This is a genomic window from Pseudoxanthomonas sp. X-1 (assembly GCF_020042665.1).
In the GTDB taxonomy this organism is placed as follows: Bacteria; Pseudomonadota; Gammaproteobacteria; order Xanthomonadales; family Xanthomonadaceae; genus Pseudoxanthomonas_A; species Pseudoxanthomonas_A spadix_A.
In genome coordinates this window covers 2,140,124-2,156,825 of sequence record NZ_CP083376.1, presented here as the reverse complement: position 1 = coordinate 2,156,825, position 16,702 = coordinate 2,140,124, and the positions used below count along the sequence as shown (strand labels likewise).

Sequence of the window (16,702 nt, the reverse complement as noted above, 5' to 3'; positions counted from 1 at the left end):
GCCCTCGCTAGCCCAATGCGTCCAGCGCCGCGGCCAGGTCGTCGGCCAGCGGGGCGTTGAGCAGGTACGGGGTGCGGCCGCCGTCGAGGGAGAACTCCAGCGAGGCGGCGTGCAGGAACAGGCGCTTGAGGCCGATCTGCTCGCGCAGGCGCTTGTTCGCCTCCGGATCGCCGTACTTGTCGTCGCCGGCGACCGGGTGGCCGAGGTGCTGGGCGTGGACGCGGATCTGGTGGGTGCGGCCGGTCTCGATCAGCACCTCGCAGTAGGACTGGCCGCCGCGCCGCTCGAGCACCTTGAAGTGGCTGACGCTGGGCTTGCCGCCGTCGTTGACCTGGACATGGCGCTCGCCGCCCTGGCGCAGGCCGACCAGCAGCGGCGCGTCCACGGTCAGGGTGCCGTCGGGCAGGCGCCCGGTCAGCAGGGTCAGGTAGCGCTTGCGGATGCCCTTGGCCGGGCCGGCGTCCTCGCGCAGCAGCGCCTGCAGCTCGGTCAGGGCCGAACGCTTCTTGGCCAGCACCAGCAGGCCGGAGGTGTCCCGGTCCAGGCGGTGGACCAGCTCCAGCGGCTGGTCGGGGCGCAGGGCGCGCATGGTCTCGATGGCACCGTGGCTGATGCCGCTGCCGCCGTGGCTGGCCACCCCGCTGGGCTTGTTGATGACCAGCAGGCGCGCGTCCTCGAACACGATCGCCGCCTCCATCCGCGCCAGGAAGCCCGCCGGCGGCGCCGATTTCGGCCCTGCCTCCTCCAGGCTGACCGGCGGCACCCGCACTTCGTCGCCGGCGGCCAGCTTGCGCTCGGCCTTGGCCCGGCCGCCGTTCACGCGGACCTGGCCGCTGCGCACCAGCTTGTAGACCAGGCTGCGCGGCGCGCCCTTGAGCTGGCCGAGCAGGAAATTGTCCAGTCGCTGGCCGTCGCGGTCGGCGGGCACCACCACGGTGCGCACGGCGCTGCGGGCGGGTGGCGGATCGGGGCGTGGTGGTGCGGTCATTTCCGGCAGCTTCTCTGTTACACTCGGCGATGCGAGATAAGGGTTTGATTTCGCAGGAAAGTTCTACACGGGCCAGAAGCCCAGCTTCCCTCGCGAAAGCCCGGCACAGTGCGCGACCACCGCCCCCGGGGCGGCCATGTTAGCGGCTCGCCGGCAGGCCCCGACACCCGCCGGATGCGTCAGACATCCGAAGCTGAACACGTCCCGCGCGGTAACGGCCCCCCGGCCGGCCACCGACGGTCCCGCAACACCGACAAAGACAAAGCGCTCCCGCGGCCCGCCGTGGTGTCGAAGCGCTGGAAGCTCCAACCCGCCCCACCCGCGCTGTGCGCGAGGGGCGGCCGAACGTTCCAGAGGCAAAAAACGCCATGGCGCCCCGCGCGGTAGCAGCGCGAGGAACGCAACAATGAAACGCATGTTGATCAACGCCACGCAGGCAGAAGAACTGCGCGTGGCGATCGTGGATGGGCAGACGCTGTACGACATCGATATCGAGCAGCCGTCCAAGGAACAGAAGAAGTCCAACATCTACAAGGGCCGCATCACCCGGCTCGAGCCCTCCCTGGAGGCGGCCTTCGTCGACTACGGCGCAGAACGCCATGGCTTTCTGCCGCTGAAGGAAATTTCCCGCGACTACTTCCAGTCCGGGGTCGATCACCACAAGGCCGGCCTACGCGAACTGCTGCGCGAGGGCCAGGAGGTCGTGGTCCAGGTCGACAAGGACGAGCGCGGCAACAAGGGCGCGGCCCTGACCACGTTCATCTCCCTGGCCGGCCGCTACATGGTGCTCATGCCCAACTCGCCCACCGCCGGCGGCGTCTCGCGCCGGATCGAGGGCGACGACCGCGCCGCGCTGAAGGCGGCCATGGACGCGCTGACCATCCCCGACGACATGGGCGTGATCATCCGCACCGCCGGCGTGGGCCGCGATGCCGAAGAGCTGCAGTGGGACCTGGATTACCTGCTGAGCGTGTGGAAGGCCGTGGCCGAGGCCGCGCTGGCCAAGCCGGCGCCGTTCCTGATCTACCAGGAGTCGCGCCTGATCGTGCGCGCCCTGCGCGACTACCTGCGCTCGGACGTGGGCGAGATCCTGGTCGACACCGCCGAGCTCTACGAGACGGCCAAGGAGTTCATGCAGCAGGTCATGCCGCACAACCTGCGCAAGCTCAAGCACTACACCGACGACATCCCGCTGTTCAACCGCTTCCAGATCGAGTCGCAGATCGAGGCCGCCTACGAGCGCAACGTGCGCCTGCCTTCGGGCGGTTCGATCGTGGTCGACCAGACCGAGGCGCTGACCGCCATCGACGTCAACTCGGCGCGCGCCACCAAGGGTGGCGACATCGAGGAGACCGCGTTCCACACCAACTGCGAAGCGGCCGAGGAAGTGGCCCGCCAGCTGCGCCTGCGCGACCTGGGCGGCCTGGTGGTGATCGACTTCATCGACATGTCCTCCTCCAAGCACCAGCGTGAGGTCGAGAACCGCCTGCAGAACGCGCTCAAGTACGACCGCGCCCGCGTCCAGCTGGGCCGCATCTCGCGCTTCGGCCTGATGGAAATGAGCCGCCAGCGCCTGCGCCCGAGCCTGGGCGAATCCAGCCAGATCGTGTGTCCGCGCTGCGACGGCCATGGCCGCATGCGCAGCGTCGAGTCGCTGTCGCTGTCGATCATCCGCGTGGCCGAAGAGCACGCGATGAAGGACAACACCGGGCAGGTCCTGGTGCAGGCGCCGCTGGAGATCGCCAACTACCTGCTCAACGAGAAGCGCAACGCGCTGCGCGAGATCGAACAGCGCCACGATGCGCCGATCATCATCGTCGCCGACGAGCAGCTGCACACCCCGCACTACGAGGTCACCCGCCTGCGCGAGAACGAGCTGGGCGAAGAGTCGAGCAAGCCCAGCTACCAGCGCGGCACCCCGCGCAAGCTGCCGGTGCATGCGCTGACCAAGGCCCAGCTCAACATCCCCGCCGCCCCGGCGGTGACCACGGTCAAGCACGCCCAGCCCGCTCCGGTGCGCCAGGAGCGCGAGACCCCGGCGCCGGTCGAGCCCGCGGCGGCCGTCCCCGTCGCCCCGGCGCCGCAGCCGGTCGCCGCCGCGACCGGTGGCGTGGTCGGCTGGCTCAAGCGCGTGTTCGGCGCGGCCAGCGCCCCGGCGCCGGCGGCCTCGCAGCCGCAGCCGGCCCGTGAGGCGCGTCCGGCCCGCAACGAGCGCGGCAACAACAACGGTCAGCAGCGTCGCAACGGCAACGAAGGCAATCGCGGCCAGGGCGGCAACAATGTCCGCGGCGGCCAGCAGAACGGCCAGCAGCGCCGCGACAACCGCGACGCGCGCGGCAATCGCGACGGTGGCCAGGCGCAGGCCGGCAACGGCCAGGCGCCGCGCAACAAGGGTGAGGGACAGCAGAACAAGCAGGCCCAGCAGCCCAAGGCCGCGCAGAACCAGAACCCGCCCAGGCAGCCCAAGCCGCAGCAGGACAAGCCGCAGCCCGAAGCGCCGGCGCAGCAGGCCCAGCCCGCGCAGCCGCGCGCGCCCAGGCCGCCGCGTGAGCCGGCCAAGCCGATCGAGCCCACGCCCGAGCTGCTGGCGGCCACGGCCGTGACCGCCGGTTTGAGCGCCGAGACGCCCCAGCCGGTGCCCGCGCCCAAGCCCGAGCCGGTCGCCGAGCCGTCCAAGGACGCGCCGGTCGCGCCGTCGGCCATCGAGGCCGCCGCGAGCGAGGATGGCGGCCAGGACGAGCAGGACGAAGCGCATGCCGATGGCGCCGATGCCGTCGACGAGAACGGCACGCCCCGCCGTCGCCGCGGCCGTCGCGGCGGTCGCCGTCGTCGTCGCGGCAATGGCGAACAGGCCGCCGGCGAACAGCTCGACCAGGACGCCGGCGAAGAAGAGCCGGTGGTCGTGCCGTCCGCCTCGCAGCCGGAGTTCGACTTCGACGACGCCGAGGCGCCGGCCCCGGCGGAGCCGGCGGCCCGGCCGCGCGTGCGCGCCGAGGCGGCCACCGCCGCGGTGGCCGCGGCCAGCGCGACCGCCGTGGTCGCGGCCGTCGCGCCGGACAGCAAGCCGTCGACGCCTGTCGACCAGGTCGAGACGTCGACCGAAGCGCCGGCGGCTACGGCCGCGGGCCCGCTCGTGGAAGCCGCCAGGCCGCAGGCCTCGGCCGAGCCCGCGATCGAACCGGTCGCCGCCGACCCGCTACCCGCGGCGCCGCCCGCCGCCCAGGGTCCGGAAGTCCACGTCAGCGTCGAAGTGCAGCCCGAGCCGTCCCCGGCGGTGACCGAGATCGAGCCCGAACCCGCGCCGGTGCCCGCCATCGCGCCGGTCGCCGAGGCGCCATCGCCCGTGGCGGCCACCGCGGTCAGCGAAGACGCACAGCGCGACCTTCCGGCACAGGCGGAACCCGCTGCGGCCGTCGCCGAAGCCCCGGTCGCGGAACAGGCCGCGGAGGCCGAGACGCAGGCCGACGCGCCGGCCGCGCCCAAGCCCGCGGCGGCCACCGGCTCGCTGTTCTTCGCCGCCGACGCGCAGACGCCGCGTTCGGTGACACGCCATCTGTTCGAACCGTCGCCCGCCCCGCGCGTGTCCGACGAGCAGGCGCCCGCGCAGAACGACAGCCACGGCGGCACGACCGACAGCGAGCGCAGCGCCTGAGCCAGCGACGCAGGCCGGGCCCGGCTCCATCGCCAGGCCCGGCGACGGGATGAAACGGAACGGGCGCCATCAGGCGCCCGTTCTGCTTTTGCATGACCTTCCGAGTGACGCGTTGTGTGTCCCCATGAATGGCCGACGGTCCGTCCGCGCGGCCCACACGCCGTCATTGCCGCCAACACAGGAGTTCATGGATGCTCGCGCGCAAGCCTCAAAGTCCCTAGATTCCTGCGTTCGCGGGAATGACGATCGTGGTCCCGCTGGCGGCGCCGTCGTTGCACGCTGGCGCCTGGTGACGGCGAACGATCAGACGCTCTTCGAAGGATCGATCAGCCCGTACTGCGCGGCCAGGCGCGCCAGCGCCATCGTGTCGTGCACCTGCACCTTTTCCAGCAGGCGTGTCTTGTGCGTGCTGACGGTCTTGGGGCTGAGGTTGAGACGCTTGGCGATCTCGCTCTGGCGAAGGCCCTGGACCAGCATCATCACCACCTCCAGCTCGCGCGCGCTGAGGTCGTCGAACGGCGAGGCCTCTTCGCTCATGCTCGACAGCGCCAGGTTCTGCGCCACGTTGCTGCCCAGGTAGCGCTTGCCGCGCGAGACATCGCGCACCGCGCGCAGCAGCTCGGCCGCATTGCCGCCCTTGCCGACATAGCCCGACGCACCGGCTTCGAGCAGCCGCTTGGGCAGCGGGCCATCCTCCAGCACCGAGACGATGATCACGCGGCTGCCGTAGTCGCCGCGCACGATGCGCTCGGTCACGTCGAAGCCGCTGAGCCCGGGCAGGTGCAGATCGCACAGCACCACATCCGGCTTGAGCTTGCGGATGGCCGGCAGCGCTTCCTCGCCGCTCTCGGCCTCGCCGACCACCTCGATATCCACCTGGCCGGCGAGGATCAGCTTCAAGCCGGTCCGCACCAGCGCATGGTCGTCCACCAGAAATACCCGGATCGTCATCCTTGCCATCCCCTTGTAGGCATATGCCGCTCCCACGATCAGCCTACTCGCGGCGGGTGAAACTGGGCAAGTCGCGTGGGGCACAGCTGTAGGCGAGAAAGCGGCTGCATGGCGACAGCCGGGTTCGGGAATGCCAAGGACTTCGCAGCGGGTGTGAGCGACCCGAAGTGAGAACGGCCAACGACCCTGCCGCTCTGCAGCGCGGCCCGATCCCCATCACTTCTGCCCCATCCCCTGTCAGTCCCGCGAATGCGGGAATCCAGGGACTTTGGCTTTTGCGCGCGAACGTCCATGGATTCCCGCGTTCGCGGGAATGACGGTAGGAGGTTCGGGTGGCGCCGATCAGACAGCGCCGAGCGGGCGACCGCACAAGCGCGCGGCCGGCGAAAGCCGGCCGCAGCGCACCGCTTACTTGGTGGTGTAGCCACCATTGACCAGGATCGTCTGGCCGGTCATCCACCAGCCGTCGCTCACCAGGAAGCGGATCCACGGCACGATGTCCTCGATGTCGGTCAGGCCGGTCTTGGACGAAGGCGACAGCGCGGCGGCGGTCTTGTGGTAGGCCACCGCATCGGCGCCCTCGGCGGGATAGAAGAACGGCGTGTCCATCGGGCCCGGGCCGATCGCGGTCACCGAGATGCCGCGGTCGCCCAGCTCCTTCGAGGCGGCGCGGGTGTAGTGCTCCACCGGCGCCTTGGTGCCGGCATAGCTGGCGTAGAACGGCGTGTAGGCGCCCAGCAGCGAGGTCACCAGCGTGCAGATCTTGCCGTTGTCGCTCAGGGCCTTGCCTGCCTCCTTGATGAAGAAGAACGCCGACTTGGAGTTGACCGCGCTCATCTGGTCGAACTCGGCCTCGCTGATCTCGGCCATCGGCTTCTTCAGCACCTTGCCGACGGTGTTGACCGCGATGTCGATCGATCCCATCGCGGCCTTGGCATCGGCGAACAGCTTCTCCATCGCCGCGGCGGTGGTGAGATCGGCCTGGAAGGCGAACGCCTTGGCGCCCGTGGCCTCGATCTCCGCCACGGTCTTGTCGGCGCCGGCCTTGGTGGAGGCGCTGTTGTAGTGGATCGCCACGGCCTTGGCCCCGTGCTTGGCCAGGTCGGTGGCGAGCAGGCCGCCGAGATTCTTGGCGCCGCCGGCGATGAGGACGGTCTTGCCCTGCAGGGAATGGTCGGTCATTGGAGGATCCTTGGCTGTGGGAAACGGGGACCATGTCGGCCCGCGCCGGAGGAACGCAACACGAAGGCCGCCTCCCCCGCTTGCGAGCGCGCCTCACACCATATAATCCAGCCCAAGAACATAAAGCCCGCATGTGTGACTTCACATGTCGTGGATCCTGACCAATCAAGGAGCGCAGCGGCATGGACCGGATCGACCTGTTCCGCATCTTCGTCCGCGTGGTGGAGGTGGCCAGCTTCACCCGCGCGGCCGACACGCTGGGCATGCCGCGCTCCTCGGTCTCGGCCGCGGTGGCCGAGCTGGAAGGACGCATCGGCGTGCGCCTGCTGCACCGGACCACGCGCAGGGTCGCCCCGACCCAGGACGGGACCGCGTTCTACGAGCGCTGCCTGCGGGTGATCGCCGATGTCGAGGAAACCGAGGCGCTGTTCCGCCAGGGCAAGACCAAGCCTTCGGGCAAGCTGCGCGTGGACGTGCCCGGGCGCATCGGCCGGCTGATCATCGCCCCGGCCCTGGCCGGCTTCCTGGACGAGTATCCGGAGATCGACGTCAGCCTGGGCGTCACCGACCGCACGGTCGACCTGGTCGGGGAAAGCCTGGACTGCGTGGTGCGGGTCGGGCCGCTGGGCGATTCGGGGCTGATCGCGCGTGCGCTCGGCACGCTGCCGCTGATCAACGTCGCCAGCCCCGCCTACCTGGCCCGGCATGGCACACCGCGGTCGCCGGCGGACCTGGCCAGCCACTGGGCGATCCACTATGCCTCGCCGTCCAGCGGCCGGGTCGAGCCGTGGGAATGGATGGAAGGCGAGACGCTCAGGACCCTGCACATGCCAGGCCGGGTCACGGTCAACAGCGCCGAGGCCTCCATCGCCTGCTGCCTGGCCGGCCTGGGCCTGATCCAGATCCCGGCCTACGACGTGCGCGAGGCGCTGCGCAGCGGCACGCTGGTGGAGGTGATGCCCCAGCACCGCGCCGCGTCGCTGCCGATGACCCTGCTGTATCCGCATCGCCAGCACCTGTCGCGACGCGTGCAGGTGTTCGCCGAGTGGATCGAGCCGTTGTTGAAGACGGCGATCGCGACATGAGACGCCTGCTCCCGCATGCGATCTCGCAAGGCCGCTGGCTATGCTGACCCCCGTGCCCTCGCCCGTCTCTGCCCGCCCGAAGCATCGATTCTCATGACCGCCCCGCGCCGCTACAAGCCTTCCAAGCGCCGCGAGGCGACCTCCGAGGCGCGCCGCCAGCGCATCCGGGAGGCCGCCTGGTCGGTGTTCGCCCGGCACGGCCTGGACGCGGCGACGATCTCGCAGATCGTGGCCGCCAGCGGCGCCTCGACCGGCAGCTTCTACAACGACTACCGCACCAAGCAGGCGGTGTTCGACGAACTGCTGACCGACCTGCTGGCGCAGGTGCGCACGGTCACCGCCCAGGCGCGCGCCCGCGCCGACGACCTGGAGACCATGCTGCAGCTGTCCTATCGCGACCTGCTGGTGCTGATCCTGGGGATCGAGGAGGCGCTGCCCTTCATCGCGCGCAACCAGCACCACATCCGCACCCGCCTGTACGAGCTGGAAGGCATCGATTCGCTGCTCGGCGACATCCGCCGCGACGTGGTGCGCGGCGTGCCCGGGCTGTCGCTGGCGCCATGGCAGGTCTCGTTGGTCGCCAGCCTGATCGTGTCCAACGGCATCGAGACGCTGCTGCTGCTCGAGGGCCGCGACCGCATCGACGTGGATGAGATCGCCGGGCTGATGACGCGGCTGGTGATCGGCGGGATCGGCGGGATCGGCAGCCTGGCTGCAGCGCAACAAATTTGACGACTTCCTCAAGTATGTCCATGCTCCGCGCTGGGAGGATCACACCATGCGCGAAGCGGACTACGTCATCGTCGGGGCGGGACCGGCCGGCTGCGCCTTGGCCGCGCGGCTGGCGGCCGCGGCCAAGAAGCCGAGCGTCATCCTGATCGAGGCGGGCCCGCCGGGCCCGTCCCTGCTCTCGCGCATCCCGGCCGGCATCGCCGCGCTGGTGCCCTTCAGGTCGGCGCGCAACTACGCCTTCCAGACCGTGCCCCAGGCCGAGCTGGGTGGGCGCCGCGGCTACGTGCCGCGCGGGCGCGGCGTGGGCGGTTCGAGCCTGATCAACGCGATGATCTACATGCGCGGCCAGCCGCAGGACTACGACGGCTGGGCCGCCGCCGGCTGCCCGGGCTGGGGCTGGCAGGACGTGCTGCCGCTGTTCCGACGGTCGGAGGCCAACCAGCGCGGCGCCGATGCGCTGCATGGCGACCGCGGGCCGCTGGTGGTGTCCGACCTGGCCTCGCCCAGCCCGGTGTCGCAGGCCTTCATCGACGCCGCGCTGCAGTCGGGCTATGCCGCGAACGGGGATTTCAACGGGCCCTGCCAGGAAGGCATCGGCCTGTACCAGGTGTTCCAGCGCAACGGCGCGCGGCTGGATGCCGGCTCGGCCTACCTGGGCGATGCGGCGCGCTGGCCGCACCTGCGCATCCTCAGCGACACCCGCGCCGACCGTGTGGTCTGCGAGGACCGCCGCGCCACCGGCGTTGAGGTGCTGACCCGGCACGGACGCGAGACGATCCGCGCCAGGCGCGAGGTGATCCTCTCGGCCGGCGCGATCGGCTCGCCGCAGCTGCTGATGCTCTCCGGCATCGGCCCGGGCGCGCATCTTGCCGAGCATGGCATCCCGATGATCCATGATGCCGCCGGCGTGGGCGCCAACCTGCAGGATCACCTGGACTATGTCGGCCTCAAGCGCATGAAAGGCCCGGGCCTGCTCGGCTTCGGCCCGGACACGCTGCTGCGCGGCGCGGCGGCGTTCCCGGCGTGGCGGCGCGGCCATGGGATGCTCACCAGCAACCTGGCCGAGGCCGGCGGCTTCATCCGCAGCGCGCCGGAAGTGGACCGGCCCGACCTGCAGTTCCACTTCTGCGCGGCGCTGGTCGACGACCACGCCCGGCATACGCACCTGGTGCGCGGCGTGACCCTGCACGTGTGCGCGCTGCGCCCGCAGAGCCGCGGCTGGATCCGCCTGGCCTCTGCCGACCCGGCGCAGGCGCCGTTGATCGACCCGAACTTCCTCTCCGCGCCGGACGATGTGGAACTGACGCTCAGAGGCGCACGCGCGGTGCACCGCATCCTCGACGCCGAACCGCTGGCGCGCTACGGCGGCAAGCTGCTCTACAGCAGTCCGCACCCGGACGACGCGGAACTGCTGCGCCTGATCCGCGCGCACGCGGACACCATCTACCATCCGGTCGGCACTTGCCGCATGGGCCGCGACGCCGGCGCGGTGGTCGCCCCGGACCTGACCGTGCACGGCCTGCAGGGCCTGCGCGTGGCCGATGCCTCGATCATGCCGACGCTGATCAGCGGCAATACCCAGGCGCCTTCGGCCATGATCGGCGAGAAGGCCGCCGACCTCATCCTCGGCAGGAGTGCCGCATGAACCAGGAAGCGCTGCACGCCATGTTCGCGCCGCTGCGCCAGGCCTCGCGGGCCGCGCCCGCCGGCGATGCCGACACCCGGCGCGCGCGGCTGGAGACGCTCGCGACGCTGGTGCGCGAGAACGTCGAACGGATCGCCGAGGCCATCGATGCGGATTTCGGCGGACGCTCGCACGACGAGACGCGCATGCTGGAGGTGCTGCCGGCGCTGCGCGGCATCCGCCATGCCCAGCGCCATGTGCGGCGCTGGATGCGCCAGGTGCGGCGGCCGGTGGACGTGGTCTTCCAGCCGGCCAGCGCGTGGCTGCGCTACGAGCCCCTGGGCGTGATCGGCATCATCGCGCCCTGGAACTATCCGCTGCTGCTCTCCATCGGCCCGCTGGCCGATGCGCTGGCCGCCGGCAACCGCGCGATGCTCAAGCCTTCCGAGCTGACGCCACGCTTCTCCGAACTGCTCGCGCAGCTGGTCGCGCGCCACTTCCCGTCCGATCTGGTGGCCGTGGCCACCGGCGGGGTGGAGACGGCCAGGGCGTTCTCGTCCCTGCCCTTCGACCATCTGCTGTTCACCGGCTCGACCGCCGTCGGTCGCCAGGTCATGCGCGCCGCGGCGGAGCACCTCACGCCGGTGACGCTGGAACTGGGCGGCAAGTCGCCGGCCTTCGTCGCGGCGGACTACCCACTGGCCAAGGCCGCCGACGCGATCGCCTTCGGCAAGTTCCTCAACGCCGGACAGACCTGCATCGCACCGGACTACGTGCTGGTGCCGCGCGCCAGGATGGACGACTTCGCCGCCGCCGTGCTGGACGCGGCGCGACGCCGCTATCCGACGGTGGCGGGCAACGCGGACTATTCGGCGGTGATCACGCCACGCCATCGGCAGCGGCTGGCATCGGCGCTGGACGAAGCACGCGCCGCCGGCGCGCGCGTGCAGGCGCTCGAGGCGGACGGCGCGCCGGAGAAGATCGCCCCGACGCTGGTGCTCGACCCGCCGCTGGACAGCCTGCTGATGCGCGAGGAGATCTTCGGCCCGGTGCTGCCGCTGGTCGGTTACGACCACCTCGAGGAAGCCATCGCCTTCGCCGCCGCGCGCGAGCGCCCGCTGGCGCTGTACTGCTTCAGCGGCGACCGCGCCGTGCATCGGCGCGTGCTGGACGGCGTGACTTCCGGCGGCGTCACCCTCAACGGGACACTGCTGCACATCGCCCAGGACAGCCTGCCTTTCGGCGGCATCGGGCCCAGCGGCATGGGTGCCTATCACGGACACGAGGGCTTCAAGCGCTTCAGCCACGCGCGCGCGGTGTTCAAGGTCGGCCCGGTCAATGTCTTCCAGCGGCTCGGCCCGCCATGGACGGGGCTGGCGCGGCGGATGTTCGGCTGGCTGGCGCGCTAGGGCTGCGATCCAGTCGTGCAAATGAAGAAGGAAGCAAGGTGCCACCTTGCTTCCTTGAGCGCCTCGATCAGCGCGTCGCTGCGGATCACGTGCGTTGCCGCCGCGCGGTTTGCAAACGCACCGCTCGCGAGTGGCGCACACTGCCCCCGCTACGGCGTCATCACGACCTTGCGGCAGTTCTCCTGCTTCTCGTCGAAGATCTTGTAGCCCTGCGCCGCGTCGGCCAGCTTCATGCGGTGCGAGATGATGATGTCCGGGTCCAGATCGCCGTCCTCGATGAAGCCGAGCAGTTCGGGCAGGTACTTATGCACATGGGTCTGGCCCATGGCGAAGGACAGCCCCTTGTCGAACGCGTCGCCGATGAGGAAGCCATGGATGAAGCCGGCATAGACGCCGGGGATGCTCACCACGCCGCCGCGCTGCGTGGCCGAGATGCACTGGCGGATCACCTCGCCGGAGCTGGTTTCGATCTTCAGCGTGCTCAGCACGGTCTCGGTGGTGCTGCCCTTGGCCTCGAAGCCCACCGCATCGATAGACGCGGAGACGCCTCTTCCGTTGGTCAGTTCCAGGATCCGCTCCGATGCGTCGCCTTCGCTGAAATCGATCGGGATCACGCCGTAGGCGCCCACCGCGAAGTCCAGGCGGTACCGCTCCGAATCCACCATGAAGATCTGCTCGGCGCCCAGCATGCGCGCGCACGCGGCCGCCATCAGGCCGACCGGGCCGGCGCCGAAGATCGCCACGGTGGACCCGGGCCCGATCTTCGCGTTGAGCACGGCCTGGTAGCCGGTGGGCAGGATGTCCGACAGGAACAGCACCTTCTCGTCGGCCAGGCTGCCAGGCACGGCGAACGGCCCGACGTTGGCCTTGGGCACGCGCACGTACTCGGCCTGCCCGCCCGGCACGCCGCCGTAGAGGTGCGAATAGCCGAACAGCGCGGCCGGCGGCGTCATCTTCGCGCGCTTGCGCACGCTGGCGCCCTGGTCGGGATTGGTCGTCTCGCAGGCCGAAAACAACTCGTTCTCGCAGAAGAAGCACTTGCCGCAGGCGATCACGAACGGAATGACCACGCGGTCGCCCACGCTCACCTCGGTCACCGCCGAGCCTGCGTCTTCCACCACGCCCATGAACTCATGGCCGAAGATGTCGCCGTGCCGAGTCTCCGGGATCTTGCCGTGGAACAGATGCAGGTCCGAGCCGCAGATCGCGGTGGCCGTCACCCGCAGCAGGATGTCGTCGGCCTCCACCAGCGTCGGATCGGGAACGGTCTCGACGCGCACGTCCTTGGAACCGTGGTAGGTCAACGCTTTCATCTTCGGATCTCCGGTGAGTCGGGCCTTCCACCCTCCTCGCCGTGCCGTTAGCGCAGTAGCACCGCCGGTGCGCTCCAGCGTCAATCTTTGTTAACGCCAAGCCGTGCGGTCTGTCATGCCGACGCGCTCGATGCAGCGCGCTGCGTGGCCCGTTCGCAGCGCGGGCAAGCGCAACTCACCCGCCCGCCTTGCCGCAATCGGCCAGATCCGTCCAGCCGAACAGCCGCACGGCGTTGTTGAAGAGGATGTCGCGGCGTTGCGCATCGGAGAGGTAAGGCGCCGTGCGGAACCGCGCGATCGCCTGCGCCGTGGCCTCGGGCCATACCATCTGGTCCGAGCCGAACAGGATGCGCTTGCCGAAGCCGTAGATCATGAGCTGCTGCAGATAATGATCCATCAACGGACGCGGCTCGGCCCAGTCGATCGCCCCCAGGTCGACGTAGACCTGCGGATAGGCATGCAGCAGCGCCACCGTGTCGTCGAGAAAGGGCCAGCCGGCATGCAGGATGATCAGCTTCATGCGCGGGTGACGCACCAGCACCTCCTCGAACGAGGACGGGTTGCCCAGGCGCTCGCGATGCAGCGGCTGGCCGCGGTAGACGATGCCCGCCGGCCCGGCGCCCGAGTGCACCGCGATCGGGACGTCCAGCGCTTCGGCCAGGGCCCATAGCGGCTCCAGGCGCGGGTCGTCATGGGCGATGCCGTGGTATTGGTATTCGACCTCGCCGATCATCGCCAGCTTGCCCGCCGCATGCCGCGCCCGGATCTGGTCGAGCATGGCGGCGTCGGGGATGTCGTCGATCTCGAACCCGCCGCGCAGGCGCGCCGGATCGAGGGCGATGATGCGGTCGTCCGTGGCCGTGCTGGCGCCGCCCACGATCGCCCGCACCACCCCGGCCTCGCGCAGGGCCGCAGCGGTGGCCCGGGCGTGGTCCGCACCGTTGAACACCCGCATGGGCTGGCCATCGCCGGGGTTGGGCACGCGCGCCTCGAAGCGCCCATCGCGCTCGTAGCTGTGGATGTGGATGTCGATGACCGGCTCGACGCCGGCCACGCACGTGGGCGCGGACGACAACGCGAGCGCAAGCAGCAAAGGGACCATGGTGCCTCCGTGTGGTGTGGGATACCGCTTGAAAACGCATCCTGGAGCGCCGAGGATCCGGCGTATTGCGAATTCGTGCCCTCCTGGCCTGCCAAGGGACCGCCATGACGTCCGACCCGCCCGTGACGCTGCTGCGCAAGCTCCCCGACGACCGCCCCGACCTGCTGCGCGCACGCGGCCAGTGGTCGTCCTGCGCCATGGAGCACTCGCTGATCCCCGCGATCGAGCTGGAGGAACCGGGCTGGGCCTTCCATCACCTCGCCCTGCCGCTGGGCCCGACGCGTCCGCACGTGGTCCTGAAGGTGGACAGCGGCCATGAACACGGGCGCGCCCCGCCCGAGACGCTGACCATGATCCAGGCCGGCGTGACCGGATCGGCGCGCTGGGATGCGCCGATGGAATCGGCCTGTCTCTACTTCACCGACGGGGCCATGGCCGGCGCGCTGGGCGTGGCGCCCGAACGCGTCCGCCAGGCGATCCGCAGCCGGTTGCACTATCGCGCGCCCGGCATGGCGCGGCTGCTGCGCGCCCTGCTGGCCGACGCCTTGGCCGGCCAGCCGCACGGCACCCTGATCGGTGACGCCATCTTCCTCGCCGTGGCCGCCCAGCTGGTGCCCCGGGCCGCGCGCCCCGCGCATGCCAGCCGTGGCGGCGAGCCCTGGCGCGTGCGCACGGCCCTGGCCTTCATCCATGCGCACCTGGGCGAGGAACTGGACATCGCGCAGATCGCCGATGCGGCCGCCACCAGCCCCTACTACCTCAACCGCGCCTTCCGCGCCGCGCTCGGCTGCTCGATCTGGCAGTACGTGCTGCGCGCCCGCGCGCAATGCGCGCTCGCCCTGTTGCACGACAGCAACGCGACGCTGGTGCAGGTGGCCGACGCGGCAGGCTTCAGCAGCTATGCCGGCTTCATCTGCGCGATCAAGCGCGTCTGCGGCAGAACCCCGGCCCAGGTGCGCCAGGCGATCGGCCCATCGCGTGGAACCGAGGCACTTTCCTGAAAGCCAGGCGGCATGCGGCCTGACACAGCCCGGCAAACCCTGCTGACCCCGTGTACACGGAACCGCCGATAGGGTCGATGCGCCCGACCACCCAAGGAGTCGATATGCGCCTCGTTCGCTCGTCCGTGTTCATGGCCGCCGCGTGTCTCGCGCTGGCCGCCTGCGCTCCCCATCCCCGCCCCGACGGCCCGCCGCCGCCCCCGCCGCACGCGCACGGCGACCGGCAGCCGCCCCCGCCGCCGCCCGAGATGGCACCGCCGCCGCCGGCACCGCCAACGCCGCCGACGCAGAATCCGTAACGTACGGACCGGCCCGCCAAGCACCGCGCGTGGCGGGTCGGATCGGGCTCGCAAGCCTGTTCAGGCGAGGACAAAGCCCTTGGCCGCCAAGGGCTTTGTTGTTTCTGCGGCCGCGTTCCAACCTATCGAGCGCGTGCCTCGGCATCGCGATGGAAGCGGCTTCGCGACCAAGGGCGAGCAGTTCGCGCACGTTCCCGGGGATCTCGCCCAACACCCGCATTCCGGCGCTGGTCGATTCTCAAGGGCCGAACGCCCGATCTTCGAGTCTGGCGCCATCCTGCAGTACTTGGGCCGCAAGTCCGGCGCTTCTATCCAAGCGGCAAGCGGCATCGTGTAGAGGTCCACCAGTGGCGTTTCTGGCAGGTCGGTGGGCTCAGCGCGATGGCCGGCCAGGCCCATAATCATTCCGCAGGCCGAGCAGAGTTAGGAGCTCGCACACTTACCGCAACTAAAAAACCCGGTCGACACTGTGATGGCCCAGGCCGGCCGTTCGACGCGTTATGACCGTTGAACGCGCGGTGCGCGAACGCACCGATTTCGCCAACATTCCTGCTCAATTATTCACACTGCGCCACCATGCCGATCACAGCGCATCAATACCTTCGTCGTCATCCAGCAGTCGGTTTACGAGTGCCGCTCCCCTGCGTTTCAGCCATGCTCGGTTGCGCCAGTCTTGCCACGAAGCGGAGGTTCTTACGAAAACCCAAGTCAGGGTGCAGTTCCCCCTGCCTTCGTTAGAACTGCCTTCTCAGGAACTACATTCTGAACTAAGTTTTCCATGCTTCAGTCCGACGCCGACGCGCCGCCGCACTTTACTCATATCCCCTTCCTCATAATACGAGATGTACGCTAAAAAACCAATTTTGAATGACTTTTAATCCCGAAAACTGCACGCGCGGAACCACCCGCTCATGTAAGGGGCATTTCGAGAGGAGAGTATGTAAAAATTAATTCACATTTATTAAGTTGACGGACCGCTGTAGCAATGCACGAAGATCCGCGCTGAAGTTATCCGTTACCGCCCTACTGGGCAATGCTCGGCCCATTAAGATGAAGGGGCGCTACTGCCCCAACCGATTAGCCAAGCAATGATAGCCCCACTTACCGTCACTAATGAACCTAGTAAAGCGACATCCGTGGACGCTCTTGCGAGACCTAGCGCAACAATGGTCAGTCCCTCAGCCACAATGAAAAGACCGCCAATCTTACCTATCAGGCCAATATTTTTCATTCAATAAAACCTCCGTGTTTTTTTGATTTTATACTATGCAGACAGCCAAAAATAACTTTTGTTAATAACAGTTAGCGGAGAGAGTGGGATTCGAAGTAACGCCCACTAACCCTCTGATCTGTAAGCAAAACAA

The 16,702-nt window shown here is 69.2% G+C and carries 12 protein-coding genes; 7 read left to right on the top strand and 5 right to left on the bottom strand.

Going from position 1 to position 16,702, the window contains the following annotated elements:
* Nucleotides 1-7 precede the first annotated feature (7 nt).
* Entirely contained in the window at nucleotides 8-988 is a 981-nt protein-coding gene (locus tag LAJ50_RS09490) for an RluA family pseudouridine synthase (protein ID WP_138654433.1), read from the bottom strand.
* 415 nt (nucleotides 989-1,403) lie between these two features.
* Here LAJ50_RS09490 and rne point away from each other — a divergent pair, with 415 nt between their 5' ends.
* Entirely contained in the window at nucleotides 1,404-4,640 is a 3,237-nt protein-coding gene (gene rne / locus LAJ50_RS09485) for a ribonuclease E (RefSeq protein ID WP_130552214.1), read from the top strand.
* Between the two features lie 303 nt (nucleotides 4,641-4,943).
* On the opposite strand, the gene LAJ50_RS09480 is transcribed toward rne, so the two are convergent.
* Both LAJ50_RS09480 and LAJ50_RS09475 read right to left on the bottom strand, forming a co-directional pair.
* Nucleotides 4,944-5,591, bottom strand: a complete 648-nt coding sequence (locus tag LAJ50_RS09480; protein WP_130552077.1) for a response regulator — start codon at nucleotides 5,589-5,591, stop codon at nucleotides 4,944-4,946.
* A gap of 408 nt (nucleotides 5,592-5,999) precedes the next feature.
* Nucleotides 6,000-6,773: an SDR family oxidoreductase gene (locus LAJ50_RS09475; RefSeq protein ID WP_130552078.1), complete on the bottom strand. Its 774-nt coding sequence runs from the start codon at nucleotides 6,771-6,773 to the stop codon at nucleotides 6,000-6,002.
* 182 nt (nucleotides 6,774-6,955) lie between these two features.
* Here LAJ50_RS09475 and LAJ50_RS09470 point away from each other — a divergent pair, with 182 nt between their 5' ends.
* The 4 genes from LAJ50_RS09470 to LAJ50_RS09455 all read left to right on the top strand — a co-directional run bounded on the left by LAJ50_RS09470 (nucleotide 6,956) and on the right by LAJ50_RS09455 (nucleotide 11,623).
* Nucleotides 6,956-7,858 carry a LysR family transcriptional regulator gene (locus tag LAJ50_RS09470; RefSeq protein ID WP_138655358.1) on the top strand — a complete coding sequence of 301 codons (903 nt, stop codon included), beginning with the start codon at nucleotides 6,956-6,958 and terminating at the stop codon, nucleotides 7,856-7,858.
* A gap of 93 nt (nucleotides 7,859-7,951) precedes the next feature.
* Entirely contained in the window at nucleotides 7,952-8,590 is a 639-nt protein-coding gene (locus LAJ50_RS09465; protein ID WP_171044697.1) for a helix-turn-helix domain-containing protein, read from the top strand.
* Nucleotides 8,591-8,636: 46 nt separating this feature from the next.
* A complete protein-coding gene (locus LAJ50_RS09460) occupies nucleotides 8,637-10,235 on the top strand; it encodes a GMC family oxidoreductase N-terminal domain-containing protein (protein ID WP_138655362.1) in 1,599 nt (532 codons plus the stop codon).
* Nucleotides 10,232-11,623, top strand: coding sequence for a coniferyl aldehyde dehydrogenase (locus LAJ50_RS09455; RefSeq protein ID WP_138655364.1), 1,392 nt, complete (start codon nucleotides 10,232-10,234; stop codon nucleotides 11,621-11,623). Before LAJ50_RS09460 ends, LAJ50_RS09455 begins: the two co-directional genes overlap by 4 nt.
* Nucleotides 11,624-11,772: 149 nt before the next feature.
* Here the strand turns inward: LAJ50_RS09455 and LAJ50_RS09450 are convergent, their stop codons facing one another.
* Both LAJ50_RS09450 and LAJ50_RS09445 read right to left on the bottom strand, forming a co-directional pair.
* The gene (locus LAJ50_RS09450) at nucleotides 11,773-12,936 is read right to left on the bottom strand and encodes a zinc-dependent alcohol dehydrogenase (RefSeq protein WP_138655366.1); all 1,164 of its coding nucleotides are present in this window, start codon (nucleotides 12,934-12,936) and stop codon (nucleotides 11,773-11,775) included.
* 175 nt (nucleotides 12,937-13,111) lie between these two features.
* On the bottom strand, nucleotides 13,112-14,038 hold the full coding sequence (locus LAJ50_RS09445; protein WP_138655368.1) for an amidohydrolase family protein: 927 nt from the start codon (nucleotides 14,036-14,038) through the stop codon (nucleotides 13,112-13,114).
* A gap of 104 nt (nucleotides 14,039-14,142) precedes the next feature.
* Between LAJ50_RS09445 and LAJ50_RS09440 the strand changes: the two genes are divergently transcribed.
* Both LAJ50_RS09440 and LAJ50_RS09435 read left to right on the top strand, forming a co-directional pair.
* Nucleotides 14,143-15,039 (top strand): AraC family transcriptional regulator, encoded by an 897-nt coding sequence (locus LAJ50_RS09440; RefSeq protein ID WP_138655370.1) that lies wholly within the window; start codon nucleotides 14,143-14,145, stop codon nucleotides 15,037-15,039.
* A gap of 378 nt (nucleotides 15,040-15,417) precedes the next feature.
* Nucleotides 15,418-15,675, top strand: coding sequence for a hypothetical protein (locus LAJ50_RS09435; protein ID WP_205961540.1), 258 nt, complete (start codon nucleotides 15,418-15,420; stop codon nucleotides 15,673-15,675).
* Nucleotides 15,676-16,702: the final 1,027 nt, after the last annotated feature.